Raw genomic sequence first — 24,438 nt, forward strand, 5'->3', positions numbered from 1 at the left:
CCCCGCGTTTCCGCGTTTCCGCATCCCCGCTTTCCCCGCGTTTCCGCGTTCCGGCGGCCGGGCGGGTCGCTACCGCTTCACCGCGCACAGCAGGCCGTCGCCCACCGGCAGCAGCGACGGCACCAGCTCCTGGCTCTCCCGCACCGTTCGCAGCAGCTCCCGCAGCCGCAGCACCTCCGTGGGCTGCGGGCCCGAGTCCACCGTCCGCCCGTTCGCGAAAGCGCCCTCGAAGACGACGAGCCCGCCCGGGCGCAGCAGACGCAACGATTCGGCGAGGTAGTCCGGGTACTCCAGGCGGTCGCCGTCGCAGAAGACCAGGTCGTAGCCGGCGTCCGCGAGGCGCGGCAGGACGTCCAGCGCCCGGCCGGGGATGAAACGGGCCCGGTTGCTGGCGAAGCCCGCGGCGCGGAAGGCCTGGCGGGCGGACTGCTGGTGCTCCGGCTCCGTGTCGACCGTGGTGAGGACCCCGTCCGGCCGCATGCCGTGCAGCAGATGGATCCCGGACACGCCGCAGCCGGTCCCGATCTCCGCGACCGCCTTGGCGTCCACGGTGGCGGCCAGCAACCGCAGTGCCGCGCCCGTGCCGGGCGACACCGAGCGCAGCCCCGCCTCCTGGGCCCGGTCGCGGGCCCAGAGCAGCGCGTCGTCCTCGGCGACATAGGCGTCGGCGAACGCCCAGCTCGTCTGCCGGTTGCCGGTAATGACCCTCTCCTGTCCCCTGATTGCCTCGGCGTGACTGTATCCGTTGGCGTCGGGAACCCGCAGATGGGACCGGTCGTTCGAAGGGAAAGAAGGACGAGAGGGCCGAGAAGGCACAGGGACGGCCGGGCTGCGTCGGGAGGCGGCGGATGGGCGGACACCCCGAGAGCGCGCCGGCGAGGCCGTACGAGCCGGACCGGTCCAGATCAAATTCTCGTAAAACCGCTTATCCGGAGCTAACGGGCGAGGTGGCTATGGTAGGGGCTCCACTGGACACCACCAGAGCCGACAGGGGAGGTGCGGCTGCGCCTGTGGATCGGGAAGGAGTGCTGCGGCGCCTTCTCAGGTCGGCGGGCAGGCCGAAATCCGTGAACGACACCGCTGCTGACCCCAGCCACGCCACCGCCCGGCCCGATGCCGGCCGTGCCCAGACCGCGACCTTCTCCACCGACGCGGACGGGCCGGCGTGGACTCCGCCCACCTGGGAGGAGATCGTCAGCACGCACAGCGGCCGGGTCTACCGGCTCGCCTACCGCCTCACCGGCAACCAGCACGACGCCGAGGACCTCACCCAGGAGGTCTTCGTCCGCGTCTTCCGTTCGCTGTCCACCTACACGCCGGGCACCTTCGAGGGCTGGCTGCACCGCATCACCACCAACCTCTTCCTGGACATGGTCCGCCGCAAGCAGCGCATCCGCTTCGACGCGCTCGGCGAGGACGCGGCCGAGCGGCTGCCCAGCAGGGAGCCCACGCCGCAGCAGGCGTTCAACGACGCGCACTTCGACGCGGACGTCCAGCAGGCCCTCGACACCCTCGCCCCCGAGTTCCGCGCCGCGGTCGTCCTGTGCGACATCGAGGGACTGTCGTACGAGGAGATCGCCGCGACGCTCGGCGTCAAGCTGGGCACGGTCCGCTCCCGGATCCACCGCGGCCGTTCCCAGCTGCGCAAGGCCCTCGCGCACCGCTCCCCGCAGGCGCGTGCCGAGCGCCGCTCCTTCGTGCCCCGCGTTCCCGCACTGGGAGGAGGGGGCGCGAGCGCGTGAGCGGATCACGGCCCACATCCGAGGGACACCTCGCGGAGCAGCATCTGGGGGATCGACTCGCCGCCCTGGTGGACGGCGAGCTCGGTCATGACGCGCGTGAGCGCGTGCTGGCACACGTGGCCACCTGCCCGAAGTGCAAGGCGGAGGTCGACGCGCAGCGCCGGCTGAAGAGCGTCTTCGCGCAGGCCGCGCCACCGCCGCCGTCCGAGAGCCTCCTGGCCCGCCTTCAGGGCCTGCCCGGGACGAGCGGCACCCACGACGGCGGCCCGCCGCTGGGCGGAGGCGGGTTCTCCGGCGGACGCTCCGGGCTTCCGGGACCGTCCGGTCGGCCCGGTGGCGCCGGGGTCTTCGGCGAGAAGCGGAGCGAGCGTTTCGAGTTCGGTTACGTGCCCTCCCGGTCGCACCCCTCCGTCCTGCCGGTCTCCTCGCCGGGCCAGGGCTTCAGGGTCCACGACGTCAGCCGGCACGAGAGCGACCGGTCCGCCTCGCGCGGCCTGCGGTTCGCGTTCGCCGCGGCCGGGGCCGTGTCGCTGGCCGCGATCGCGCTGGGCGGCGTCACCGCCGGTATCCCGGACACCACCTCGGAGGCGCGCGGCGGCTCCGGGTCCGGCAGCAACGTCACCCCGACGCGCACCCAGGGCACGGGCGCGACCGCGGCCCCCGAGTCCCAGCGCCGCCGCTCGGCCGGCCCGCTGCTGGGGCAGGTGCAGGGCCAGCGGTCGCTCGGCGACACCCCGGTGGCCCCGGCCATGGTGTCCGCGCCGCTCCTGCCCGGGCTGCCCGGCACCGGGACCGGCCGGCAGCAGGCGGAGACCGCGCGGGCGTCGGCCGCCCCCCTGCCGCCCGGTGGCGCCGTCCTGTCCCCGCTGATACGTCCGCTCGAAGCCGCCCCGCCGCTCGTCCTGTCCTCCTGGCCCGTGGCCCCCCAGGTCACCGCTTCCGGCCCGTTCGCAGCTCCCGGCCCCGCCCCGGCCCAGGAGGCGCCCTCCGCCTCCGCTCCGCCGGCCCCCTGACCGGGGTCTGCGCGCGCGGGCGTGGACCTGGTTGAATCCGGTGTGGCGCCCCGGAGGCGAACCACGCCTGCGGGCCGAGGAGCTGCGGACACCGCCGACGAGCCGTGCCGCGGCCGGGTGTGGGGAGAGTATGAACGAGGGGAAGCCCACGAAGGCGAAGGGGTGGAGCCGGCCTCGCCCGCAGGCCGCTGCCGGACCGGACGAGACTCCGGGCGGAGCCGGGACCGACGGCGACTTCGAACCGGCGCGCCCCGCGACGCCGGCCCGGCGGACCGCCGACGACGGCGACTACGAGCTGGAGCGGCCCGCGTCGCAGGCGGACCTCCGCCGGGCGGCCGACGGCGAAGGCAGTGCCGGGTCACCCGGATCCGGTGCCGGGTCACCCGGGTCCGGTGCCGGGACGGACCGCTCCGGCATCGGCTCCGGTCTCCCGGCCGAGGCCGTGGTCACCGTGACCGCGGGCGCCTCCGCCGCCGAGCGGCCCCCGCACGACCCCGAGCAGCACCACACCCCGCCCTACGGCCAACCGGGCCCCTGGGCCCCCGCGCCGCCCGTCCAGCACCCCGCGGCGACCCCCGCGCAGGGCACGCCCCTGCTCCCGCCGGACCCGTTGCCGCCGACGGCGTCCGTGCCGCCCCCGGCCGCCGCCACGGCGCCCGGTCCGGGCACGGCCCCGGGCCTCGCGGGGGCCTCGGCGCACGGTGCGGCGGTGCCTTCGCCGGATCCGGCGCAGCCCGCCGCGCCCGGTGCGGCCCCGGCCGCCGCCACGGTGCCCGGCCCGGACACCGCTGTGCCCCCCGGGCCGGGCACCGCTGCGACGCCTGCGCCCGGCCCGGCTGCCGCGGCGCCCGCTCCCACCGCCCCTCCGCCCGTTTCCCCACCGGCCGCCTTCCCACAGCCCCCCGCCCCGCCGTCCCCCGCCGCGCCCGACCCCTGGCGCCGCTACGACCCCTGGGCCGCGGCGGCCGTGCCCGCGCCGCTCCAGCAGACCGGGGCCGCCGTTCCCGGCCACGGGCAGCGGCGCCGGCGGACGCGGACCGCGCTCGCCGGCGGGGCCGTGCTGCTCGCCGCCGTCTCCGGGGTCGCCGGCGGCGTCGTGGGCGTTCAGCTGGAGCGGAACGGCGGTGTGGGCGCGGTGGAGCTCCCGCAGGCCGGGAAGGAGCCGGCCGGGCGGGACCCGGACAGCGTGGCCGGGATCGCCGCCCGGGCCCTGCCCAGCGTTGTGACGCTCCACGTGAGCGGGGCCGGGGAGCAGGGCACCGGCACCGGCTTCGTCCTCGACGGCCGCGGCCACATCCTCACCAACGACCACGTCGTCGGGCCCGCCGGAGACGACGGCGAGATCTCCGTGACGTTCCACAGCGGCGCCACCGCCGAGGCCGAGGTCGTCGGCCGGGACAGCGGGTACGACCTCGCCGTCGTCAAGGTGAAGGGCGTGCGCGGCCTCACCCCCCTGCCCCTCGGCAACTCCGACAACGTGCGGGTGGGCGACCCCGTCGTCGCCATCGGCTCCCCCTTCGACCTGGAGGGCACGGTCACCTCCGGCATCATCAGCGCCAAGGAGCGGCCCATCACGGCCGGCGGCGAGGAGGGCGACGGCAGCGACGTGTCGTACGTCGACGCCCTGCAGACCGACGCGCCCATCAACCCCGGCAACTCCGGCGGCCCGCTGCTGGACTCCCGGGGCCGTGTCGTCGGCATCAACTCCGCCATCCGCTCCGCCGACGGCGGCACCGGCCCGGACGGCGGCCAGGCCGGCTCCATAGGGCTCGGCTTCGCCATCCCCGTCAACCAGGGCCGCCGGGTCGCCGAAGAGCTGATCAACACCGGCCGGGCGGCCCATCCGGTGATCGGCGTCACCCTCGACATGAGCTACCCGGGCGACGGCGCCCGGGTCGGCACCGAGGGCGGCGACGGCGGCCCCCCGGTCACCGCGGGCGGCCCCGGCGCCAAGGCCGGGATCAGGCCGGGCGACGTCATCACCGCGGTCGACGGAGAGCGCGTCCACTCCGGTGAGGAACTCATCGTCAAGACCCGCGCCCACCGCCCCGGCGACCGCCTGGAGCTGACCCTGGAGCGCGGCGGCAAGGAACGGAAGGTGTCGCTGGTGCTCGGCTCCTCCACCGGTGACTGACAGGCAAACAATCCGGAAAGCGAGCACTGACACACACCCGGAGGTCACAGGACGGTACCGGTCGGGCAGGATCGGCGGGTACCGTGGATCCGGCCCGGACCACGGAAGATCCGCGCACCGCCGCACAGATCAGGCACCGCCGCACAGACCAGCCCGAGGGCCGAGGACTCAGGACATCGCAAGGAGCTTCAGGTGTTCAACGACATAGGGGTGCTCGAGCTGGTGACGCTCGTCGTCCTCGCCGTGCTCGTCTTCGGCCCGGACAAGCTCCCGAAGGTCATCCAGGACGTGATGCGCACGCTCCGGAAGATCCGCGAGTTCTCGGAGAGCGCCAAGCAGGACATCCGGCAGGAGCTCGGCCCCGAGTTCAAGGACTTCGAGTTCGAGGACCTCAACCCCAAGACGTTCCTCCGCAAGCAGCTGGACAACGACGACCTGGGGCTGAAGGAGATCCGCAGCAGCTTCGACCTGAAGAAGGAGATGGCCGAGGTCACGGACGCGGTCCACGGCCGTGACGCCGAGGCGTCCCCGGGGCCCGCCGGCACCTCCGGCGGCCGGATCGACATGACCAAGAAGCCCGGGCCCGCCGCCCTCGACGACCGCCCGCCCTTCGACGCGGACGCCACCTGAGCCCAGGCGCCCGGCGCCTTCCCGGCCCGGCCTCCGGACGCCGGGCACGCCCCGGCCCGCGGGCCGGGCACAGCACCGCCGTACGGCCGGACCCGTCACCGCCCGCCGGACGCGTCGCCTCCGCTGCTCCGTTTACTCCATTCCGGTCGCGCGCGGCCCGAACACGACGCCCGGGCGACCCACGCGCCGGGCGTTTCCCTGCCGCTCCCAGCGGTGTGGCTATGCTGCCGAGTTGTTGTGCGGGCCGTGCGTGAACCAGCAGCGTCGCCCGATGGGGGGCGGGCCGTTCCGGTCCGACGAGAGCAAGGAGGCGTCCGGGAACATGGAGACGACGAGTCGGTCGGTCGCGCAGGCACCGGCCGCGGAGGGCGGACAACAGGCCCCCTCCGCCCGGCGTACGGTCGACGGCTACCTGCGGGCGCCCTTCCCGTGGTACGGCCTCGACGAGGCCTTCACCGGGCCGCGCTGGCTGATGCAGGTCGGCACGGCGGCCGACGGGGCCGTGGAGCACGGTTCGGTCGGGCACGGCGACGAGCCGTCGGTACGCAACGAGTACGCGTCCGGCGGTGACAAGGACGCCAAGGGGAAGTTCGCGGTCGTCGTCACCGTCGCCGCCAACCCCGTACGGCGCAGCGCGGACGGCACCGGCCTGCTGGAGGCCACGTCGGTGTCCTCGGCGGCCTGGCTGGCCGGCGTGGGGCTGCTGTCGTTCACCTGGCCCGGCCAGATGGACCACTCCCTGCGTGACGACTGGCTGGAGCAGCAGACGGAGACCGCCTGGACGCTCGCCGACGACCTCGACGGCCCGGACTGGTCGACGCTGTCCCTCCCCGTGGACGGCGCGCCCACGACCTTCCACTACCGGGAGTCCGAGTTCGGCTGGGTGCTCGCCGGGTCCACGCAGCAGGGCGTCCACCTGGGGGCGTACGGCAGGGGCATGAGCCCCTACGGGCTGGGCTTCGCCGCGGTCAAGGACATCGCGGTCTACGCGCAGGACGCACAGGCGGAGTGAGGACAGGGGGCGCCGTCCGGCCGGGCGGCGCCCCCTGTCACCGGACTCGCGGGGTCCGCGGAGCCCGCGGGGCTCAGAACTTGTTGCGCGGCGTGATCCCCAGCGACAGGCCCGCCAGCCCCCGCTGCCGCCCGCCGAGCTTGCCCGCGATCGCGCGCAGCGCCGCGCCCGCCGGGGACTCCGGGTCGGACAGGACGACCGGCCTGCCCTCGTCGCCGCCCTCGCGCAGCCGGACGTCGATCGGGATGGAGCCGAGCACCGGCACGTTCGTCCCGGTCGTGCGGGTCAGGCCGTCGGCGACGAGCCGGCCGCCGCCCGTGCCGAAGACGTCGACCATCTCGCCGCAGTGCGGGCAGGGCAGGCCGGACATGTTCTCGACCACGCCGACGATCTTCTGGTGGGTCTGGACGGCGATGGAGCCGGCCCGCTCGGCGACCTCGGCCGCCGCCTGCTGAGGCGTCGTCACGACCAGGATCTCGGCGTTCGGGACCAGCTGGGCGACCGAGATCGCGATGTCGCCCGTGCCGGGCGGCAGGTCCAGCAGCAGCACGTCCAGGTCGCCCCAGTACACGTCGGCCAGGAACTGCTGGAGCGCGCGGTGCAGCATCGGGCCGCGCCAGACGACCGGCGCGTTGCCCGGGGTGAACATGCCGATGGAGATGACCTTCACGCCGTTCGCCGACGGCGGCATGATCATGTTCTCGACCTGGGTGGGACGCCCGTCGGCGCCCAGCATGCGCGGCACGGAGTGGCCGTAGATGTCGGCGTCCACGACACCGACCTTCAGCCCGTCGGCCGCCATCGCCGCGGCCAGGTTCACCGTCACCGAGGACTTGCCGACGCCGCCCTTGCCGGAGGCGACCGCGTACACGCGGGTGAGGCTGCCCGGCTTGGCGAAGGGCACCTCGCGCTCGGTCTGGCCGCCGCGCAGGGCCGCCGCCAGCTCCTTGCGCTGCTCGTCGCTCATGACGTCGAGCGTGACGTCGACGCGCGTGACGCCCTCCACGCGCGCGACCGCCTCCGTCACGCGCTGCGTGATGGTGTCCCGCATGGGGCAGCCGGAGACCGTCAGGTACACGGTGACCGCGACCGCCCCGTCCGCGCCGATCTCCACCGACTTGACCATCCCGAGTTCCGTGATGGGCCGGTTGATCTCGGGGTCGTTCACCGTCGCCAGTGCCTCGCGCACCGCGTCTTCCGTAGCCATGGCAACGATGGTACGGCGCCGCCCGCACCCCCCGGAAAGCCCCGTCAGTGGTCGCGTACGTCACTCCCGTCCGGCCGTTCCGCCGGGAATACGCCGGCCTTGGCGTGGTGGCCGTTCTGCCGCTCCTCCAGCTCCTTGACCAGGTCCTGGAGTTCGGAGCGGATCCAGTCCCGGGTGGCGACCTCGCCGAGGCCGACGCGCAGGGCGGCGATCTCGCGGGTCAGGTACTCGGTGTCCGCGATCGACCGTTCGTTCTGCTTGCGGTCCTGCTCCAGGTTGACCCGGTCCCGGTCGTCCTGCCGGTTCTGCGCCAGCAGGATCAGCGGGGCGGCGTAGGAGGCCTGCAGCGACAGCGCCAGCGTCAGGAAGATGAACGGGTACTCGTCGAACCGCAGACTCGCGGGGGCGCTGACGTTCCAGACCACCCACACGATGATCACGACGGTCATCCAGACGAGGAACCGCCCGGTGCCGATGAAGCGCGCGATCCGCTCCGACAGCCGCCCGAAGGCGTCCGGGTCCCACTCGGGCAGCACCCGGCGCCGCGGCGGGCGCGGCTGGTCCAGACGGGGGCCCCGGGGCCGGCCGGTGGCCGTCGCCCCCGCCACCGTGCGCTCCCGGGGCGTCTCCCGCTCAGGCGCCATCGGCCCCCACCCCCTCCTCCAGGTGGTACTCGGTCTCCCGCCAGTCCTCGGGCAGCAGGTGGTCCAGGACGTCGTCCACGGTGACCACCCCCAGCAGCGACCCGGCCTCGTCGACGACGGGCGCCGCCACCATGTCGTACGTGGCGAAGAACCCGGCGACCACCGGCAGCGCCGCCCGCGGCTCCAGCGGCTGGAGGTCGTCGTCGATGATCGAGCCGACCAGCGTGTACGGCGGGTCGCGCAGCAGGCGCTGGAAGTGGACGGTGCCCAGGTACTTGCCGGTGGGCGTGTCGTCGGGCGGGCGGCAGACGTAGACCTGGGCGGCGAGGGCGGGGGACAGGTCGGGGTTGCGGACGCGGGCGAGGGCGTCGGCGACGGTGGCGTCCGGGCGCAGCACGATCGGCTCGGTGGTCATCAGACCGCCCGCGGTGTGCTCCTCGTACGCCATCAGGCGCCGCATGTCGGCCGCGTCGGAGGGCTGCATCAGGCTCAGCAGCCGCTCCTTGTCCTCCTCCGGCAGCTCGCCGAGCAGGTCGGCCGCGTCGTCGGGGTCCATCGCCTCCAGGACGTCCGCGGCGCGCTCCTCCGCCAGCTTGCCGAGGATCTCGATCTGGTCGTCCTCCGGCAGCTCCTCCAGCACGTCGGCCAGGCGCTCGTCGTCGAGGGCGGCGGCGACCTCGGCGCGGCGCTTGGCGGACAGGTGGTGCAGGACGTTGGCGAGGTCGGCGGGGCGCAGCTGCTCGAAGGTGGCGAGCAGGTTCTCGGCGCCCTGCCCGTGCTCCTCCAGCGAGAAGCCGGTGACGTCGGACCATTCCACGGTCAGCGTCTCTCCCGCCCGTCTCCCGCCACCACCCTTCCAAGGAAGCGCTACGCGCCTTTCCTCCTTGGCCCGCCGGAAGGCGCCCCCCTTCCTGCCCTTGCGCACGAACACCTGGTTGATCTCCCAGTCCCGGCGGGGCAGCTGCTGCACCGACAGGTCCAGGACGGTGACCTCCTCGCCGGTCGCGACGAGCGTGACCCGCCGGTCGAGCAGTTCGCCGAAGACGAGCCGCTCGGTGGGCCGCTGCTCGAACCGGCGCACGTTGAGCACGCCGGTGGTGAGCACCTGGCCGGAGTGGATGCCGGTGACGCGGGTCATGGGCAGGAAGATGCGGCGTCGGGTGGCCAGTTCGACGACCAGGCCCAGCAGCCGCGGGGGCTTGCGGCCGACGCGGAGCATGACGACCAGATCGCGCACGCGTCCCACCTGGTCGCCGTTGGGGTCGAAGACGGCGACACCGGCGAGGTGCGAGACGAAGATCCGGGGGGCGCCCGCTGCCATGGCCGCGGCTCCTTTTCGTGTCCGTACGGGTTGGTTCGTCGAAGGGTGTCGGTGAGTGCGTTCCTTATCCGGATTGCCCGCTCGGGTGGGCTTCAGGCTAGCCCGTACCGATCGGCTCCGCCCTGGTGAGCGGGCCGGACGGACCGGCTCCGCCCGGCCGGCACGGCACCGGTACTCTGCGGTACGCCGTCGAGGATCCCCGTCAGGAAGGCAGCCCCACCTGTGACCGCGATTCCCCAGGCCCGTAATCGCAGGGCCGCGCTGGCGAGCGCGCTGTGCGCGCTGATGGTGACGGGGACGGCGCTGACGGGGTGCGGGGGCGAGGACCCGGACGCGGGCACCAACGGGGTCGGCAAGCTGCCCGCCGACCAGATCCAGCGCAAGACCCGGGCCGCCGCCGAGTCCGTCGATGCCGTACGTCTGCACGGGTCCGTGGTCACCAGCGGGCGCACCTACAAACTCGACATGCGGCTGAAATCCGAGGGCGGTACCGGCTCGGTCACCTCGCAGGGGACCACGTTCCGGCTGCTGCGGGTCGGCGAGCAGCTCTTCCTCAAGGCCGACGCCGGTTTCTGGAGCCACGACGGCGACGCGGACGCCGCCGCGGCCGAGAAGCTGGCCGGCAAGTACGTGAAGGTGCCGCAGGGCGACCCCTCGTACAAGAAGTTCAGCGGCTTCACCTACAAGGACGTCCTCCTGGACGGTCTGCTGACCCTGCACGGCACGGTGGAGACCGACGGCCGGCACGAGCAGGCCGGGGTCCGCACCATCCGCATCACCGGTGACCGGGGCGCCGGCGGCACGCTGGACGTCTCCCTGGAGGGCACGCCGTATCCGCTGCGCCTGGTGCGGGCCGGCAGCGCGGGCACGCTCGGCTTCTCCGACTGGGGCAAGGACTTCCCGCTCCAGGCGCCGGCGAAGGACGAGACCCTCGACTACGGCGGCCAGCTCCCCCAGTCGTAGGGGAGGGCCGCCGGAGGGATCAGCGCCGCTTGCGCCGCTTGAGCAGCAGCCGGGGCAGCGCCGCGGGCACCGGCCGGCGCGTCGTCGCCGGCGTCGGCACCGGGGCCTGGGCCAGGGAGCCGTCGGGCAGCGGCCGGGTGGCCCCGGTGGGCTCCAGGCGCAGTACCCGGCACTCGCGGGCCCACCGCTCGGGCATCGCCTCGCCGTCGGGGGCGTTGAGCCGCTTGCCCTTGAGCTCGGCGACCGCCGCCTGCCACGCCTCGGAACCGGACGCCAGCTCCACGACCGTCGCCGTCCAGGAGACCAGCCGGCCGCCCTTGTCCTTGCTGCGGACCGTCACCTCGGCCGTGGCCCCGTCGGCCAGGCCCGCCAGCGGCTGCTCGCCCGGACCGTCGCCGACCACGCAGGCCGCTCCCTCGTGCCAGACGTGCCACAGCGCCCGGGCCGGGCCCGCCGGAGCCTTGACCCAGACGAGGCCGGACTTCTTGGTGGCCTCCTCGATAAGGGCCTGGTCGAGCAGCTCACTTGTCATGGGCCCCAGCCTAACCAGGGACCCTCACAGCCAGCCGTTGCGCTTGAGCGTGCGGTGGATGCCGAGGCAGATGGCGACCGTGACGCCGAGGACCAGCGGATAGCCGTAGCGCCAGTGCAGCTCCGGCATGTGCTCGAAGTTCATGCCGTACACGCCGCAGACCATGGTGGGCACGGCGATGATCGCGGCCCACGAGGTGATCTTGCGCATGTCCTCGTTCTGCGCCACGGACGCCTGGGCGAGGTTGGCCTGGAGGATGGAGTTCAGCAGTTCGTCGAAGCCGATGACCTGCTCCTGGACCCGGGCCAGGTGGTCGGCGACGTCCCGGAAGTACTTCTGGATGTCGGGGTCGATCAGCCGCATCGGACGCTCGCTCAGCAGCTGCATGGGGCGCAGCAGCGGCGAGACCGCCCGCTTGAACTCCAGCACCTCGCGCTTGAGTTGGTAGATACGGCCGGCGTCCGTGCCGCGCGGGGCGCCCTTGCGGCCCGGGGAGAACACCTCCGTCTCGACCTCGTCGATGTCGTCCTGCACCGCGTCGGCGACCGCGATGTAGCCGTCGACGACGTGGTCGGCGATGGCGTGCAGCACGGCGGAGGGGCCCTTGGCCAGCAGCTCGGGGTCGTCCTGGAGGCGGCGGCGCAGGCCGCGCAGCGAGCCCTGCCCGCCGTGCCGGACGGTGATGAAGAAGTCCCGTCCGGTGAAGCACATCACCTCGCCGGTCTCGACGACCTCGCTGTTGGCGGTGAGCCGGTCGTGGTCGATGTAGTGGATCGTCTTGAAGACCGTGAACAGCGAGTCGTCGTAGCGCTCCAGCTTGGGCCGCTGGTGGGCCTGGACGGCGTCCTCCACCGCCAGCGGGTGCAGCCCGAACTCCCGGGCGATCCCGGCGAATTCGTCCTCCGTGGGCTCGTGCAGGCCGATCCACACGAAACCGCCGTCCCGGCGCACCAGGCGCATCGCCTCCTGCGGACCGAGCGGAGCGCCGGTCTCCACCCGCCGGCCGTCGCGGTAGACGGCGCAGTCGACGACCGCGGAGGCCGTCGCGGGGTCACGGGTGGTGTCGTACGTGCCGGTTTCCTTGCGCAGCGAGACACGGGACGACGGGCGCACGACGGCACGCAGGTCACGGATCATCGACATGGCAGGCTCCTTCGCGACGGGCAGCGAGCGACGCCGGCGGCGGGTGGAACTACCCGGAATGAGGACGTCCGCACCAGGGTTTCCCGCCCTTCGGGCAGGGAAGGATGTTTGGCGCGTCCACAAAGCGGGGAGCACCGCACCGTCGCGGTGGCGGCAGGTCGCTGCTGATGGCTACCGATGGCTACGGATTCAGCTCCCGACACGGACCGGAGGCGACCGGACCGGTCAGGCAAAACGAGACGAAGTGCTCTTCCGCGTGAAGGTGCGAGCGCAAGAGGCGGCGGCCGGTGGAGCCGGGTCGAGCCGGCGGAACCGGAGCGGCTGCATCAGCGGCCGGAAGAGCGGGTGGTACTGCACGGTCGACTTCGGTCCATGCCAGCCCCACCTCCTCCGGCCGGTCCCTCGTGAGGGACGATCCACACCCCAGTAGGGGTTCCCCGTAGGGGAGATTTCATCTGCGCCGGGGCCTGATACCGGACGCTTCTGCGTGCGGCCCCGAACCACCGGCCCAGAGTATCAGCCGCCCGGCGTGTCAAGGTGCCGCTTTGCCCGTCGCCGACGAGTTCTATGCTCGCCGCATGGCAGATGTTCTTCCTCTGGTCGAAGCCCGGTTGCGCACGGCGCTGGGCGAGCCGGACGCCCGCGCGGCGGTCACCTTCCTCGGCACGGACCGCATCGAGGTGCTCCGCTTCCCCGGCTCCGGCCCGGAGGGCGACATCGTGCGCTACGCCACGCTCGGCATGTCCGCGCACCCCATGACGGACCCCACGGCGATGCTCGCCGACCCCGTCAAGGGCCCCCGCGCCGAGCTGGTCCTCTCCGTGCGGGCCGGGCTGGCCGACACCGACAAGGTGCTCCGCCCGCTCGCCGTCCTGGCCGCGTCCCCCCAGGTGGAGGGGCTGGTCGTCGCTCCGGGCGCCTCCCTGGACGTCGGCGAACCGCTGTGGCCGGGCGCCCCGTTCACCTCGGTCCTGGTGGCCGAGCCGGGCGGCCTGGTGGAGGACCTGGAGCTCGACGCGCCCCTGGACCCGGTGCGCTTCCTGCCGCTGCTGCCCATGACGCCGAACGAGGCCGCCTGGAAGCGGGTGCACGGCGCCCAGGCCCTGCGGGAACGCTGGCTGACGCACGGCACGGACCTGCGGGACCCCTCCCGCCGGTCCGTACCGCTCGAGTGACCCATCTCACCAAGGAGGGCCCGGCGGAGGTCAGTTGGCGAACGCCGAGACCCCGTCCTCGGCCGCGTGCTTCGGTTCCTGCTCCCCGGCCTCGCGGGTGAGCGCCCGGCGCCGTACGGCGACCACGGCCGCGCCCGCCAGCGCGGTGACGGCCGCCACCGCGAACGGGACGTGGACGTCGGTCCACTCCTCGATCTTCGGTGCGAGGTACGGGGCGGCGGCCGCCGCGAACCAGCGCACGAAGTTGTAGCCCGCGCTCGCCACCGGCCGCGGCGCGTCCGAGACGCCCAGGGCCAGCTCGGTGTAGACGGTGTTGTTCACGCCGATGAGGGCACCGGACAGGATCGTGCAGACGACGGCGGTGGCGTGGCTGCCGTACCCGAGGACGAGCACGTCGGCGGCGAGCAGCACCAGCGAGCCGCCCAGCACCCTCAGCGAACCGAACCGCTCCTGCATCCGCGGCGCCACGATCACCGAGAAGACGGCGAGCAGCACACCCCAGGCGAAGAACACGGCGCCCGACCTGTACGGCGTCATGTCCAGCACGAACGGCGTGAAGGCCAGCACGGTGAAGAACGTGTAGTTGTAGAAGAACGCCGAGATCGCGGCGGAGGCCAGCCCGCCGTGGCCCAGCGCCCTGAGCGGGTCCAGCAGCGAGGTCTTCCGGGCCGGCCTGGGCTGCTCCTTCAGGAACGCCGTGATGCACAGGAAGCCGACGGCCATCAGGAACGCGGTGCCGAAGAACGGGTAGCGCCAGCTGGCGTCGCCGAGCAGCGCGCCCAGCAGCGGGCCGCAGGCCATGCCGAGGCCGAGGGCCGACTCGTACAGCAGGATCGCCGCGGCGCTGCCTCCCGCCGCGGCGCCGACGATGACCGCGAGGGCCGTCGACACGAACAGCGCGTTGCCCAGCCCCCAGCCGGCCCGGTAGCCGACCAGCTGGCCGACCGTGCCGGAGGTGCCCGACAGGCCCGCGAAGACCACGACGAACGCGAGGCCGAGCAGCAGGGTCTTGCGCCCGCCGATGCGGCTGGAGACGAACCCGGTGACCAGCATCGCGACGGCGGTGATGAGGAAGTACGAGGTGAACAGCAGGGAGACCTGGCCGGCGTCCGCGTTCAGTCCCTTGGCGATGGAGGGGAGGATCGGGTCGACGAGTCCGATGCCCATGAAGGCGACGACGGACGCGCCGGCGGTCGCCCACACCGCCTTGGGCTGCTTCAGGATGCCGCCGGCTCCCGCGTCGAACGGGTCCATGCTTGCTCCAATCCCGACCGGTCCCGAGAAGCGGGCGGACGGTCGGCGCAGAGGTCACGCAGATGGTTGATGTATGCCCATAGTAAGTTAGGGCGGCTAACTAATGCAACATACATCCATCTGTTCGGCGAGCGGTTCCGCCACCGTTTCCACCCCCGGACGGGTGATCGTCCTTGACGTGGCGGGACAGGGGGAGGACCGTGGAGCCCTATGAGGGGCGAACCCAGTTGCCCGAAGTGCGGTGGCCGGGTCAGGGCTCCCGGCCTCTTCGCCGATTCGTGGCAGTGCGATGCGCACGGTTCCGTGTATCCGCTGCAGCCCGTGGTCCCGCCCAGCGTCGAGGCCCTCGGTGTCGTGGTGCACCGCACCCAGGTGCCGGTGTGGATGCCGTGGCCGCTGCCGGTCGGCTGGCTGTTCACGGGCGTGGCCTGCGCGGGCGACGACCGCAGCGGCGGGCGCGCCACGGCGGTGGCCTGCTCCGGTCCCGGCCCGCTCGGCGGCATGGGAGAGCTGATCCTGGTCGCCGAGGAGCTCGGCGTGGGGCTCGGCGCGCGGTACGCGGGGATCGACGCCCCGGACCCGGGGCCGTACATGGACGTCGGGAAGCCGGCGCAGGCCAAGGTCCTGGCCGGTGGCCGGCCGACCCCGCTCTGGCACGTCTCCGGCGCCCCGGCCGACCGCGCCGTCTTCGCCGGCGAGGCGCTCGGCATGTGGCTGTGGGCCGTCGTGTGGCCCGAGCAGTCGGGGCTGCTGATGTACGACGAGCTGGTGCTGGCCGATCTGCGGGACGCCGGGGCCGAGGTGGAGCTGGTGCCGTGCGGGGCGCTGTCCCCCCGGCTGATCGAGCCGTGACGGAGTGCGCGCTGGTGTAGGGGGCGTGCGGGCGGTTCGGGTGTGACGGGGACGGGTGGGAACCCGGTTATCCTGGAGCGTCCCCTTCCGTACCGTCACCGCCTGGAGTCAGCGTCGTGCGCATCGATCTGCACACCCACTCCACCGCGTCCGACGGTACCGACACCCCGGCCGAGCTGGTGCGCAAAGCCGCCGCGGCCGGTCTGGACGTCGTCGCGCTGACCGACCACGACACCACCCGCGGGCACGCCGAGGCCGTCGCCGCGCTGCCCGAGGGGCTGACGCTGGTCACCGGGGCCGAGCTCTCCTGCCGCCTCGACGGCGTCAGCATGCACATGCTGGCCTACCTCTTCGACCCCGCGGAGCCGGACCTGCTCGCCGAGCGCGAGCTGGTCCGGGACGACCGGGTGCCGCGGGCCAAGGGCATGGTCGCCCGGCTCAACGAGCTGGGCGTGCCCGTCACCTGGGAGCAGGTCGCGCGCATCGCCGGCGACGGCTCGGTCGGCCGCCCGCACGTGGCCTCCGCCCTCGTCGAACTCGGCGTCGTGGCGACCGTGGGCGACGCCTTCACCCAGGAGTGGCTGGCCGACGGGGGGCGGGCCTATGTGCCCAAGCACGAGACCGACCCCTTCGAGGCGATCCGGCTGATCAAGGGGGCCGGCGGGGTCTCGGTGTTCGCGCACCCGGCCGCCGCCAAGCGCGGCCGTACGGTCCCGGAGTCCGCGATCGCCGAGATGGCCGCCGCCGGGCTCGACGGCATCGAGGTCGACCACATGGACCACGACGCCGACACCCGGGCGCGGCTGCGCGGGCTGGCGAAGGAGCTCGGGCTCCTGGTGACCGGCTCCAGTGACTACCACGGCAGCCGCAAGACCTGCGGGCTCGGCGAGTACACGACGGACCCCGAGGTGTACGGGGAGATCACGCGGCGGGCGTTCGGGGCGTTCCCCGTGCCGGGGGCCGGCGGGGCCTGAGACTCCGCCGGGGGCCGACGGGTTCTGGTACCTGCCCCCTCCCGCACATCCACGTCAGTACGTCCTTTCCCGGACTTTCCGCACCCCCTCGCAAGGCACACCCATGTTCGACGTCGCCGTCTTCGGCTCTCTCTTCCTCACCCTTTTCGTCATCATGGATCCCCCTGGGATCACCCCGATCTTCCTCGCGCTGACCGCCGGCCGGACCGCCAAGGTGCAGAAGCGGATGGCCCTGCAGGCCGTCTGCGTCGCCGGCGGCGTCATCACCGTGTTCGGCGTGCTCGGGCACCGGATCCTCGACTACCTGCACGTGTCCGTGCCCGCGCTGATGATCGCGGGCGGGCTGCTGCTCCTGCTGATCGCGCTGGACCTGCTCACCGGCAAGACCGACGAGCCCAAGCAGACCAAGGACGTCAACGTCGCGCTCGTGCCGCTGGGCATGCCGCTGCTGGCCGGTCCCGGTGCGATCGTGTCGGTCATCCTCGCCGTGCAGAAGGCCCACACCGTCACCACGCAGGTGTCGGTGTGGGCGGCGATCCTCGCCATCCACGTGGTGCTGTGGCTGGTGATGCGCTACTCGCTGCTGATCATCCGGGTCATCAAGGACGGCGGCGTGGTACTGGTGACCCGGCTCGCGGGCATGATGCTCTCCGCCATCGCCGTGCAGCAGATCATCAACGGCCTCACGCAGGTGATCCAGGGCGCGTGAGGCACGCGTGAAGCGCGCGTGAGGCGCGCGACGGCGAAGCCCCCGTACGGCACGTCCGTACGGGGGCTTCCCAGCGTCTTGTGCAGTCGTATGCGGTTGTGAGCGGCCGTATGGAGCCGTGTGTGGCCGTGTACAGCCGTGTCGAAGGCTCCGCGCTACGAGGCCGAGGTGCCGGCCGGGCGGATCCACAGGCGCTGTCCGATGGCGGCGGCCTGCTGGACGATTCGGTTGACGGAGGCGGCGTCCACGACCGTGGTGTCGACGGGCGTACCGTCGACGTCGTCGAGTCGCATCACTTCAAAACGCATGTGTGCCTCTCCCTTCGTCTGGTCATCCTCCTGAGGAGAACTACTGGTGAAGGAGCCGGAGGCAGTGGTGTCCCCGGTTCCGTTCATAGTCAACGCGCCTTGTGTTACAAACATTCCCTACGCTAAAGAAATTTTTCGAACAACTAATTACCGACCGGTAAGCGTCCAGGTCGCGGGCCGGGTGCCACCGCCGCGGGACCGACCGGGACCGGTTGTGTTCGCAGCGTGACGGCCGGGACAATGGTCCTGATGAACGACGACCTCGCGACCCTCAGCGCCCGCATCGACCGCACCAACGAGCTGCTCCAGCGCATGCTCGCCGAGGTGGCGAAGACGCCCTCGACCCATGCGATCTTCGTCGACGCCGGCTACCTCTACGCGGCGGCGGGACGGCTGGTGGCCGGGACGGAGGACCGCCGGGCCTTCGACCTGGACGCCGAGGGACTGATCGAGGCGCTCATCGACCGGGCCCGCTCGATCTTCGCGGACAGCAGGCTGCTGCGCGTCTACTGGTACGACGGCGCCCGGCGCCGCATCCACACCGCCGAGCAGCAGTCCATCGCCGAGCTCCCGGACGTCAAGGTCCGCCTGGGCAACCTCAACGCCAACAACCAGCAGAAGGGCGTCGACTCCCTCATCCGCTCCGACCTGGAGTCACTGGCCCGGCACCGCGCCATCAGCGACGCCGCCCTCCTGGGCGGGGACGAGGACCTGGTGTCGGCGGTCGAGGCGGCCCAGGGCTTCGGCGCCCGCGTCCACCTGTGGGGCATCGAGGCCCCCGAGGGCCGCAACCAGGCCGAACCCCTGCTCTGGGAGGTCGACAGCCAGCGCACCCTCGACCTGGACTTCTTCAAGCCGTACGTCTCCCGCCGCACGGCCTCCGCCTACGAACCGGCCGGGACGGCCCGGCCGGCCCGCGAGGACGTCCGCTTCGTCGGCGCGCAGATCGCGGCCAAGTGGCTGGCGGCCCGGGGCAGGGACGCCCTGGTGGAACTGCTGCCCGGCCACCCCTATCTCCCCGGCTCGGTCGACCAGGACCTCCTGGTGGAGGCGGAGGGCCTGCTGCAGTACTCGCTGCGCGGCCAGGCCGACCTGCGGCGGGCGCTGCGGGACGGGTTCTGGGACCACCTCCAGACGCAGTACTAGCGGTACCGGCAGTACCGGCCGGCAGTACCGGCGGCCGGGCTACCGGCTCGCGGCGGCCGTCCGCGGACGCGGTACGCCGTCCCAGAAGTCGGCGAGGGCACGCGCGGTGGGCAGAGGCCGGTCCGTGTTGGGTGAATGCTCGGCACCGGCGACCACGGTCCGGCGCGCCCGCAGCCGTACGGCCATGTCGTCCAGGAGCGGCACCGGCCAGGTGTCGTCGCGTTCCCCCGACACGACGTGGAACGGCAGCGGCACCGCGGCGAGCTCGGCGACCCGGTCCGGCTCGGTGCACAACTGGCGGCCCGTGGCGAGCAACTGGGCGGGCCGGGTGCCCAGCCAGCGCAGCCGCAGCCGTGCCTCGTCGGCGACGCCGCGGGCGGGGCCGCCGGCCTCCTCGGGCGGGTCCATCGTCTGCATGGTCTCCCAGACCTCCTCCATCGTCATCACGGCGAGCGCGTCCCGCAGCAGCTTCACGCGCTGCTGCTGGGAGACGGAGATCTGCGCCGGGCCCGAGGAGACGAGGGTGAGGGAGAGGAAGGGGGAGTGGTCGAGCAGTACGGCCGCGCGGGCGATCTGGCCACCGAGGGAGTGCCCGAGCAAGTGCACGGGCGTCCCGAGCGCGGCGGCCTGCGCGAGGACGTCCCGCGCCAGTTCCCGCTGGGCGTAGGCCGCTTCGTCGTGCGCGGGCCCGTCGGACTCGTACTGCCCTCGCCCGTCCACGGCGACGGTACGGTAGCCGCGCGCCGCGAGCGGTTCGTGCAGCAGGGTGAAGTCCTCCTTGCTCCCGGTGAACCCCGGCAGCATCAGCACCACGCCCTTCGGCTCGGCACCGCCGGCCACGGGCGACTCGACGACGGCGAACTCGCCGCGCGCCGTCCGCATCCGGTACGTGCGCGCGTTCGGCGGCGGGGTGAAGGCGGCGTTCCTGCTCACGGGCAGAGCGTATCGGGCGCCGCGGTGACCCGGGTGCCGCGCCGGCTCGGGTGCCGCGGTGATCCGGACGCCGTCGGCCCGGACGCCGTCGGCCCGGCCCCGCGCGAGGCGGGACCGGGCCGACGGGACCGGCGGGGCCGGGTGCTGGAGGATCAGCTCTCCACGGACTCCACGGACGGAGCGGCGGCAGCCGTGGCCTTGCGGGTCCGACGGACCTTCGGCTTCGCCTCGGCCGCGTCCCCGGCTTCGGCGGTCGCCGCGGCCTTACGGGTCCGGCGCCGCGGCGCGGCCTCCGGCTCCTGCGTCGCCTGCGCCGGAATACCGGCGGTGCCGGGCTCCGCCTCGGCCGCTTCGGCCGCCTTGCGGGTGCGGCGGCGCGGCTTGGCCTCGGTGGTGTCCGGGGCCTCGGCGGTCTCCGGGGTCTCCGCCTTGGCGGTGGCCTTGCGGGTACGGCGGGGCTTGGGCGCCTCGGTGGCTTCCGGGGTTTCCGCGGTCTCCGCGGTCTCCGGGGTTTCTGCCTTGGCGGCGGTCTTCCGGGTGCGGCGGGGCTTGGGCGCCTCGGTGGTTTCGGCCGTGTCGTCCGGGGTGGTTTCCGTCTTGGCGGTGGCCTTGCGGGTGCGACGCGGCTTGGTCTCCGTGGCTTCCGGGGCCTCGGTGGTCTCCGGGGCCTCGGCCGCCTTGCGGGTGCGGCGGCGCGGCTTGGCCTCGGTGGTGTCCGGGGCCTCGGCGGTCTCCGGGGTCTCCGCCTTGGCGGTGGCCTTGCGGGTACGGCGGGGCTTGGGCGCCTCGGTGGCTTCCGGGGTTTCTGCGGTCTCCGCGGTCTCCGGGGTTTCTGCCTTGGCGGCGGTCTTCCGGGTGCGGCGGGGCTTGGGCGCCTCGGTGGTTTCGGCCGTGTCGTCCGGGGTGGTTTCCGTCTTGGCGGTGGCCTTGCGGGTACGGCGCGGCTTGGTCTCCGTGGCTTCCGGGGCCTCGGTGGTCTCCGGGGCCTCGGCCGCCTTGCGGGTGCGGCGGTGCGGCTTGGTGGCGGGTGCCTCCTCGGACGCGACCGCCTCCTCGGCCGGAGCCGGGGACACGGGGGTCTCGATCGCCGGGGCCTCGGCGGCCGGCGCCTCCGCCGTCTTGCGCGTGCGCCGACGGCGCGGCTGCGCCGGAGCCTCGGCGGCCTCGGGTGCCACGTCCACGGCGGTCTGCGCGGCGGGGGTCTCGGCTGCCGCCTCGGCGACCTCCAAAGCGGTGCCCTCCGCGGCCGTCGCGGTCGTCTCCGCCGTCACCGGCTGCTGCGTCGGCGCCCCGTTACGGGTCCGGCGCCGGCGGCGCAGCGTGCGGGCCGGCTTGGCGGCGTCCGCCTCCGCCGTACCCTGCGTGTCACCGGCGGGCACGGCGTCCTGCGTCGCGGTTCCGGCGGTCGCGGCGTCCAGCGGTGCCCCGCCACGCGTACGGCGGCGGCGACGCGGCGTACGCGCGGAACGCTCGCGGTCGTCCGAGCGGGAGTCGGCCCGGTCACCCCGGCCACCCCGGCCACCGCGCTCGTCCCGGCCGCCGCGTCCGCGGCCACCACGGCCGCCCGGCTCGCCGAGATCCTCCAGCTCCTCCGCGTCCAGACCGGCACGCGTGCGCGCCGAACGCGGCAGGACGCCCTTGGTGCCCTCGGGGATACCGAGGTCGGAGAAGAGGTGCGGGGAGGTGGAGTACGTCTCCACCGGGTCGTTGAAGTCCAGCTCCAGCGCCTTGTTGATCAGCTGCCAGCGCGGGATGTCGTCCCAGTCGACGAACGTGATCGCCGTACCCTTCGCGCCCGCGCGGCCCGTACGGCCGACGCGGTGCAGGTAGGTCTTCTCGTCCTCCGGCGACTGGTAGTTGATGACGTGGGTCACGCCCTCGACGTCGATGCCGCGGGCGGCGACGTCGGTGCAGACGAGCACGTCCACCTTGCCGTTGCGGAAGGCGCGCAGCGCCTGCTCGCGGGCACCCTGGCCGAGGTCGCCGTGGACCGCGCCGGCGGCGAACCCGCGCCGCTGGAGCTGCTCGGCGATGTCGGCGGCCGTCCGCTTGGTGCGGCAGAAGATCATCGCCAGTCCGCGGCCCTCGGCCTGCAGGATGCGGGCGATCATCTCCGGCTTGTCCATGGAGTGCGCGCGGTAGACGAACTGCTTGATGTTCGCGACCGTGGCGCCCTCGTCGTCCGGCGCGGTGGCGCGGATGTGCGTGGGCTGCGACATGTAACGGCGGGCCAGCCCGATGACCGCGCCCGGCATGGTCGCCGAGAACAGCATGGTCTGGCGCTTGGCCGGGAGCATGCCGATGATCTTCTCGACGTCGGGCAGGAAGCCCAGGTCGAGCATCTCGTCGGCCTCGTCGAGGACCAGGCACTTGATGTGCTTCAGGTCCAGCTTCTTCTGGCCGGCGAGGTCCAGCAGGCGGCCCGGGGTGCCGACGACCACGTCGACGCCCTTCTTCAGGGCCTCGACCTGCGGCTCGTACGCCCGGCCGCCGTAGATCGCGACGACGCGCACGTTGCGCACCTTGCCCGCGGTCAGCAGGTCGTTGGTCACCTGGGTGCACAGCTCGCGCGTCGGGACGACGACGAGGGCCTGCGGGGCGTCGGTGAGGGCCTCGGGCTCGGCGCGGCCCGCCTCCACGTCGGCGGGGACGGTCACGCGCTCGAGGAGCGGAAGGCCGAAGCCCAGCGTCTTTCCGGTGCCGGTCTTGGCCTGGCCGATGACGTCCGTGCCCGTCAGGGCCACGGGGAGCGTCATCTCCTGGATGGGGAAGGGGGTGGTGATGCCGACGGCGTCCAGGGCCTCGGCGGTCTCGGGGAGGATTCCGAGGGATCGAAACGTCGTAGTCAGGGTGCTGCCTCTTCTGTGTGCGCGGCGCGAGGCGAGCGCGGGGGTCGTGTCGTGTGACCGTGCCGGGGACGCCGGCCGCCCCCACGGGCGGGCCGTTGGCACGGGACCACAGCCGACGCTCTAGCGCTCGAACCGCTGAGGGTTCCCCCTCCGGTCGCCGTACGCGCGGTATTGCCGTACGGCCGGAAAGGGCTGTCAGGTCGGAGCCGATCGGGCCACCGACCGGGCATCCTCATACGTGCGGCCCGCTCCATGGATGACGTACGCGACGCGTACACGACGTACCTGTACGTCACCTACTCGGCAGGCGCATTACCACCATACCCCGGATTCGCGCACACGCGATGGCCGATTTGGTCACGTAGTCGTCGTCACACTGATCGGCCAGGGCCTTCCGCGCGACGGAGGGCGGGCTATTGTGCGCTGCATGACGAGCTCTGACAAGCCTGGCAACGCAGCAGACGCCCCCGCCGAACCCACCGGGAGCACCGGAGCCACCGGAGTCGCGGCCCTGGACTGGGGCACGGCCTCCGCCGACCCGCACTACCGTGCCGCGGTCGTGGACCTGCTCGGTGCGCTCGCGTACGGGGAGCTCGCGGCGTTCGAGCGGCTCGCGGAGGACGCCAAGCTGGCGCCGACACTGGAGGACAAGGCGGAGCTGGCGAAGATGGCGTCGGCGGAGTTCCACCACTTCGAGCGGTTGCGCGACCGGCTCGCCGAGATCGGCGAGGAGCCGACGGGGGCGATGGAGCCGTTCGTCGCCGCCTACGAGGGCTTCCACAAGCAGACGGCGCCCTCGGACTGGCTGGAAGGGCTGGTCAAGGCGTACGTCGGCGACTCCATCGCCAGCGACTTCTACCGCGAGGTCGCGGCCCGGCTGGACTCCGACACCCGCTCCCTGGTGCTCGCCGTGCTCGACGACACCGGCCACGCCACCTTCGCCGTGGAGAAGGTGCGCGCGGCGATCGACGCGGACCCGCGCGTGGGCGGGCGCCTCGCGCTGTGGGCGCGGCGCCTGATGGGCGAGGCCCTGTCGCAGTCCCAGCGGGTGGTCGCGGACCGCGACGCACTGTCGACGATGCTCGTGGGCGGCGTCGCGGACGGCTTCGACCTCGCCGAGGTCGGCAGGATGTTCTCCCGGATCACCGAGGCGCACACCAAGCGGATGGCGGCGCTGGGGCTGGCCGCCTAGCACTGCTCCTGCGCGCGGTCCGGTCGTGGACCCTTCGGCTCCGGGGCGGGGGCCGTGTGCCGGCCGGTCGTGGGACCTTCGGCTCCGGGGGTCGTGTGCCGGCCGGTCTCATCTCGGGCGCCGCCACCGGCGGCCGGTCAGGCGGTCGCCGATCGGCGGCGCAGTCTTCCCTCGGGGCGCAGCAGCAGCGACAGCGAGGCCAGGGAGACGGCCGCCGACCCGAGGAGCACCACCGGCAGGCTCCCGGCGTCCAGCGCCGTGTGCGTGACGAACGCCCCGAACAGCGCCCCGGCGATCCCCGTCGGCAGGACGAGGACGCGGGCCGGCAGCCGGTGGGACAGGCGGTGGGCGGCGGCCCCGGCCAGGATCAGACCGAGGATCGCGGAGCTGAGCGCTTCCAGGAGCATGTCGGGGTCCCTCCCACGCGGCCGGCCTGCCCAAAACGGTCGTATGCCGTCTTACCCCTGACCTGCGGAATGCAATCCTCACCTGCGCAGGGCATGTGGTCCGGACGTGTGTTCCGGACGTACGTCCCGAACGTGTTTTCCGTCCACGCGCGGCAACGGCTTCTCCGTCCACGCGCGGCAACGGCTTCTCCGCTTGTGCGCGGCAATGGCAGGGGCCCGGCGGGTGACCAAAAGGCCGGGCCCCGCCCAAGGCGCGCCCGGAAAACAGCGCCCCGAAGCCCACCCAGCGCGGAGCCCG

The 24,438-nt window shown here is 73.3% G+C and carries 23 protein-coding genes; 12 read left to right on the forward strand and 11 right to left on the reverse strand.

The genetic code is table 11. From position 1 onward, the window contains the following. Positions 1 to 69: 69 nt before the first annotated feature. Complete coding sequence (locus tag ABZ340_RS22775; RefSeq protein WP_358783659.1) at positions 70 to 723, reverse strand: O-methyltransferase; 654 nt, start codon at positions 721 to 723, stop codon at positions 70 to 72. 230 nt (positions 724 to 953) lie between these two features. On the opposite strand from ABZ340_RS22775, the gene sigE reads away from it, so the two are divergent. The 5 genes from sigE to ABZ340_RS22800 all read left to right on the forward strand — a co-directional run bounded on the left by sigE (position 954) and on the right by ABZ340_RS22800 (position 6,531). After that, positions 954 to 1,742, forward strand: coding sequence for an RNA polymerase sigma factor SigE (gene sigE / locus ABZ340_RS22780; protein ID WP_358783636.1), 789 nt, complete (start codon positions 954 to 956; stop codon positions 1,740 to 1,742). Then, positions 1,739 to 2,755 (forward strand): zf-HC2 domain-containing protein, encoded by a 1,017-nt coding sequence (locus ABZ340_RS22785; protein WP_358783637.1) that lies wholly within the window; start codon positions 1,739 to 1,741, stop codon positions 2,753 to 2,755. Before sigE ends, ABZ340_RS22785 begins: the two co-directional genes overlap by 4 nt. A gap of 130 nt (positions 2,756 to 2,885) precedes the next feature. After that, complete coding sequence (locus tag ABZ340_RS22790) at positions 2,886 to 4,889, forward strand: trypsin-like peptidase domain-containing protein (protein ID WP_358783638.1); 2,004 nt, start codon at positions 2,886 to 2,888, stop codon at positions 4,887 to 4,889. 192 nt (positions 4,890 to 5,081) lie between these two features. Continuing rightward, complete coding sequence (locus ABZ340_RS22795; RefSeq protein ID WP_358783639.1) at positions 5,082 to 5,519, forward strand: sec-independent translocase; 438 nt, start codon at positions 5,082 to 5,084, stop codon at positions 5,517 to 5,519. Between the two features lie 322 nt (positions 5,520 to 5,841). Further along, positions 5,842 to 6,531 (forward strand): hypothetical protein, encoded by a 690-nt coding sequence (locus ABZ340_RS22800; RefSeq protein WP_358783640.1) that lies wholly within the window; start codon positions 5,842 to 5,844, stop codon positions 6,529 to 6,531. Positions 6,532 to 6,604: 73 nt separating this feature from the next. Here ABZ340_RS22800 and ABZ340_RS22805 read toward each other — a convergent pair whose 3' ends face one another. Genes ABZ340_RS22805 through ABZ340_RS22815 form a run of 3 tightly spaced genes read right to left on the reverse strand, consistent with a single transcriptional unit; the run spans position 6,605 to position 9,703 of the window. Continuing rightward, entirely contained in the window at positions 6,605 to 7,738 is a 1,134-nt protein-coding gene (locus tag ABZ340_RS22805) for an Mrp/NBP35 family ATP-binding protein (protein ID WP_358783641.1), read from the reverse strand. A gap of 44 nt (positions 7,739 to 7,782) precedes the next feature. Then, positions 7,783 to 8,382 carry a DUF1003 domain-containing protein gene (locus ABZ340_RS22810; RefSeq protein WP_358783642.1) on the reverse strand — a complete coding sequence of 200 codons (600 nt, stop codon included), beginning with the start codon at positions 8,380 to 8,382 and terminating at the stop codon, positions 7,783 to 7,785. Continuing rightward, positions 8,372 to 9,703 carry a CBS domain-containing protein gene (locus ABZ340_RS22815; protein WP_358783643.1) on the reverse strand — a complete coding sequence of 444 codons (1,332 nt, stop codon included), beginning with the start codon at positions 9,701 to 9,703 and terminating at the stop codon, positions 8,372 to 8,374. Before ABZ340_RS22815 ends, ABZ340_RS22810 begins: the two co-directional genes overlap by 11 nt. A 222-nt stretch (positions 9,704 to 9,925) precedes the next feature. On the opposite strand from ABZ340_RS22815, the gene ABZ340_RS22820 reads away from it, so the two are divergent. After that, complete coding sequence (locus tag ABZ340_RS22820) at positions 9,926 to 10,666, forward strand: hypothetical protein (protein ID WP_358783644.1); 741 nt, start codon at positions 9,926 to 9,928, stop codon at positions 10,664 to 10,666. Between the two features lie 19 nt (positions 10,667 to 10,685). Here ABZ340_RS22820 and ABZ340_RS22825 read toward each other — a convergent pair whose 3' ends face one another. After that, positions 10,686 to 11,198, reverse strand: coding sequence for a hypothetical protein (locus ABZ340_RS22825; protein WP_358783645.1), 513 nt, complete (start codon positions 11,196 to 11,198; stop codon positions 10,686 to 10,688). A gap of 24 nt (positions 11,199 to 11,222) precedes the next feature. Then, positions 11,223 to 12,341 (reverse strand): magnesium and cobalt transport protein CorA, encoded by a 1,119-nt coding sequence (locus ABZ340_RS22830; protein WP_358783646.1) that lies wholly within the window; start codon positions 12,339 to 12,341, stop codon positions 11,223 to 11,225. 578 nt (positions 12,342 to 12,919) lie between these two features. On the opposite strand from ABZ340_RS22830, the gene ABZ340_RS22835 reads away from it, so the two are divergent. Continuing rightward, positions 12,920 to 13,516 carry a suppressor of fused domain protein gene (locus tag ABZ340_RS22835; RefSeq protein WP_358783647.1) on the forward strand — a complete coding sequence of 199 codons (597 nt, stop codon included), beginning with the start codon at positions 12,920 to 12,922 and terminating at the stop codon, positions 13,514 to 13,516. Between the two features lie 30 nt (positions 13,517 to 13,546). Here the strand turns inward: ABZ340_RS22835 and ABZ340_RS22840 are convergent, their stop codons facing one another. Further along, positions 13,547 to 14,770 (reverse strand): MFS transporter, encoded by a 1,224-nt coding sequence (locus tag ABZ340_RS22840; RefSeq protein WP_358783648.1) that lies wholly within the window; start codon positions 14,768 to 14,770, stop codon positions 13,547 to 13,549. Between the two features lie 210 nt (positions 14,771 to 14,980). Here ABZ340_RS22840 and ABZ340_RS22845 point away from each other — a divergent pair, with 210 nt between their 5' ends. From ABZ340_RS22845 to ABZ340_RS22855, 3 genes are all read left to right on the forward strand, one after another. Then, positions 14,981 to 15,622 (forward strand): DUF6758 family protein, encoded by a 642-nt coding sequence (locus ABZ340_RS22845; RefSeq protein WP_358783649.1) that lies wholly within the window; start codon positions 14,981 to 14,983, stop codon positions 15,620 to 15,622. A gap of 116 nt (positions 15,623 to 15,738) precedes the next feature. Further along, on the forward strand, positions 15,739 to 16,596 hold the full coding sequence (locus tag ABZ340_RS22850) for a PHP domain-containing protein (protein WP_358783650.1): 858 nt from the start codon (positions 15,739 to 15,741) through the stop codon (positions 16,594 to 16,596). 103 nt (positions 16,597 to 16,699) lie between these two features. Continuing rightward, positions 16,700 to 17,305, forward strand: a complete 606-nt coding sequence (locus ABZ340_RS22855; RefSeq protein WP_358783651.1) for a MarC family protein — start codon at positions 16,700 to 16,702, stop codon at positions 17,303 to 17,305. Between the two features lie 155 nt (positions 17,306 to 17,460). Here ABZ340_RS22855 and ABZ340_RS22860 read toward each other — a convergent pair whose 3' ends face one another. Further along, positions 17,461 to 17,613, reverse strand: coding sequence for a hypothetical protein (locus ABZ340_RS22860; RefSeq protein ID WP_358783652.1), 153 nt, complete (start codon positions 17,611 to 17,613; stop codon positions 17,461 to 17,463). 249 nt (positions 17,614 to 17,862) lie between these two features. On the opposite strand from ABZ340_RS22860, the gene ABZ340_RS22865 reads away from it, so the two are divergent. Next, positions 17,863 to 18,759 (forward strand): NYN domain-containing protein, encoded by an 897-nt coding sequence (locus tag ABZ340_RS22865; RefSeq protein WP_358783653.1) that lies wholly within the window; start codon positions 17,863 to 17,865, stop codon positions 18,757 to 18,759. Between the two features lie 39 nt (positions 18,760 to 18,798). Here ABZ340_RS22865 and ABZ340_RS22870 read toward each other — a convergent pair whose 3' ends face one another. Both ABZ340_RS22870 and ABZ340_RS22875 read right to left on the reverse strand, forming a co-directional pair. Then, on the reverse strand, positions 18,799 to 19,692 hold the full coding sequence (locus ABZ340_RS22870) for an alpha/beta hydrolase (RefSeq protein WP_358783654.1): 894 nt from the start codon (positions 19,690 to 19,692) through the stop codon (positions 18,799 to 18,801). Between the two features lie 152 nt (positions 19,693 to 19,844). Continuing rightward, positions 19,845 to 22,448: a DEAD/DEAH box helicase gene (locus tag ABZ340_RS22875; protein WP_358783655.1), complete on the reverse strand. Its 2,604-nt coding sequence runs from the start codon at positions 22,446 to 22,448 to the stop codon at positions 19,845 to 19,847. A 520-nt stretch (positions 22,449 to 22,968) separates the two neighbouring features. Here ABZ340_RS22875 and ABZ340_RS22880 point away from each other — a divergent pair. Continuing rightward, positions 22,969 to 23,733, forward strand: a complete 765-nt coding sequence (locus tag ABZ340_RS22880; protein WP_358783656.1) for a ferritin-like fold-containing protein — start codon at positions 22,969 to 22,971, stop codon at positions 23,731 to 23,733. Between the two features lie 137 nt (positions 23,734 to 23,870). Here ABZ340_RS22880 and ABZ340_RS22885 read toward each other — a convergent pair whose 3' ends face one another. Further along, positions 23,871 to 24,140: a hypothetical protein gene (locus tag ABZ340_RS22885; protein ID WP_358783657.1), complete on the reverse strand. Its 270-nt coding sequence runs from the start codon at positions 24,138 to 24,140 to the stop codon at positions 23,871 to 23,873. Positions 24,141 to 24,438: the final 298 nt, after the last annotated feature.

It is taken from the genome of Streptomyces sp. NPDC006134 (genome assembly GCF_040628835.1).
GTDB lineage: Bacteria > Actinomycetota > Actinomycetes > Streptomycetales > Streptomycetaceae > Streptomyces.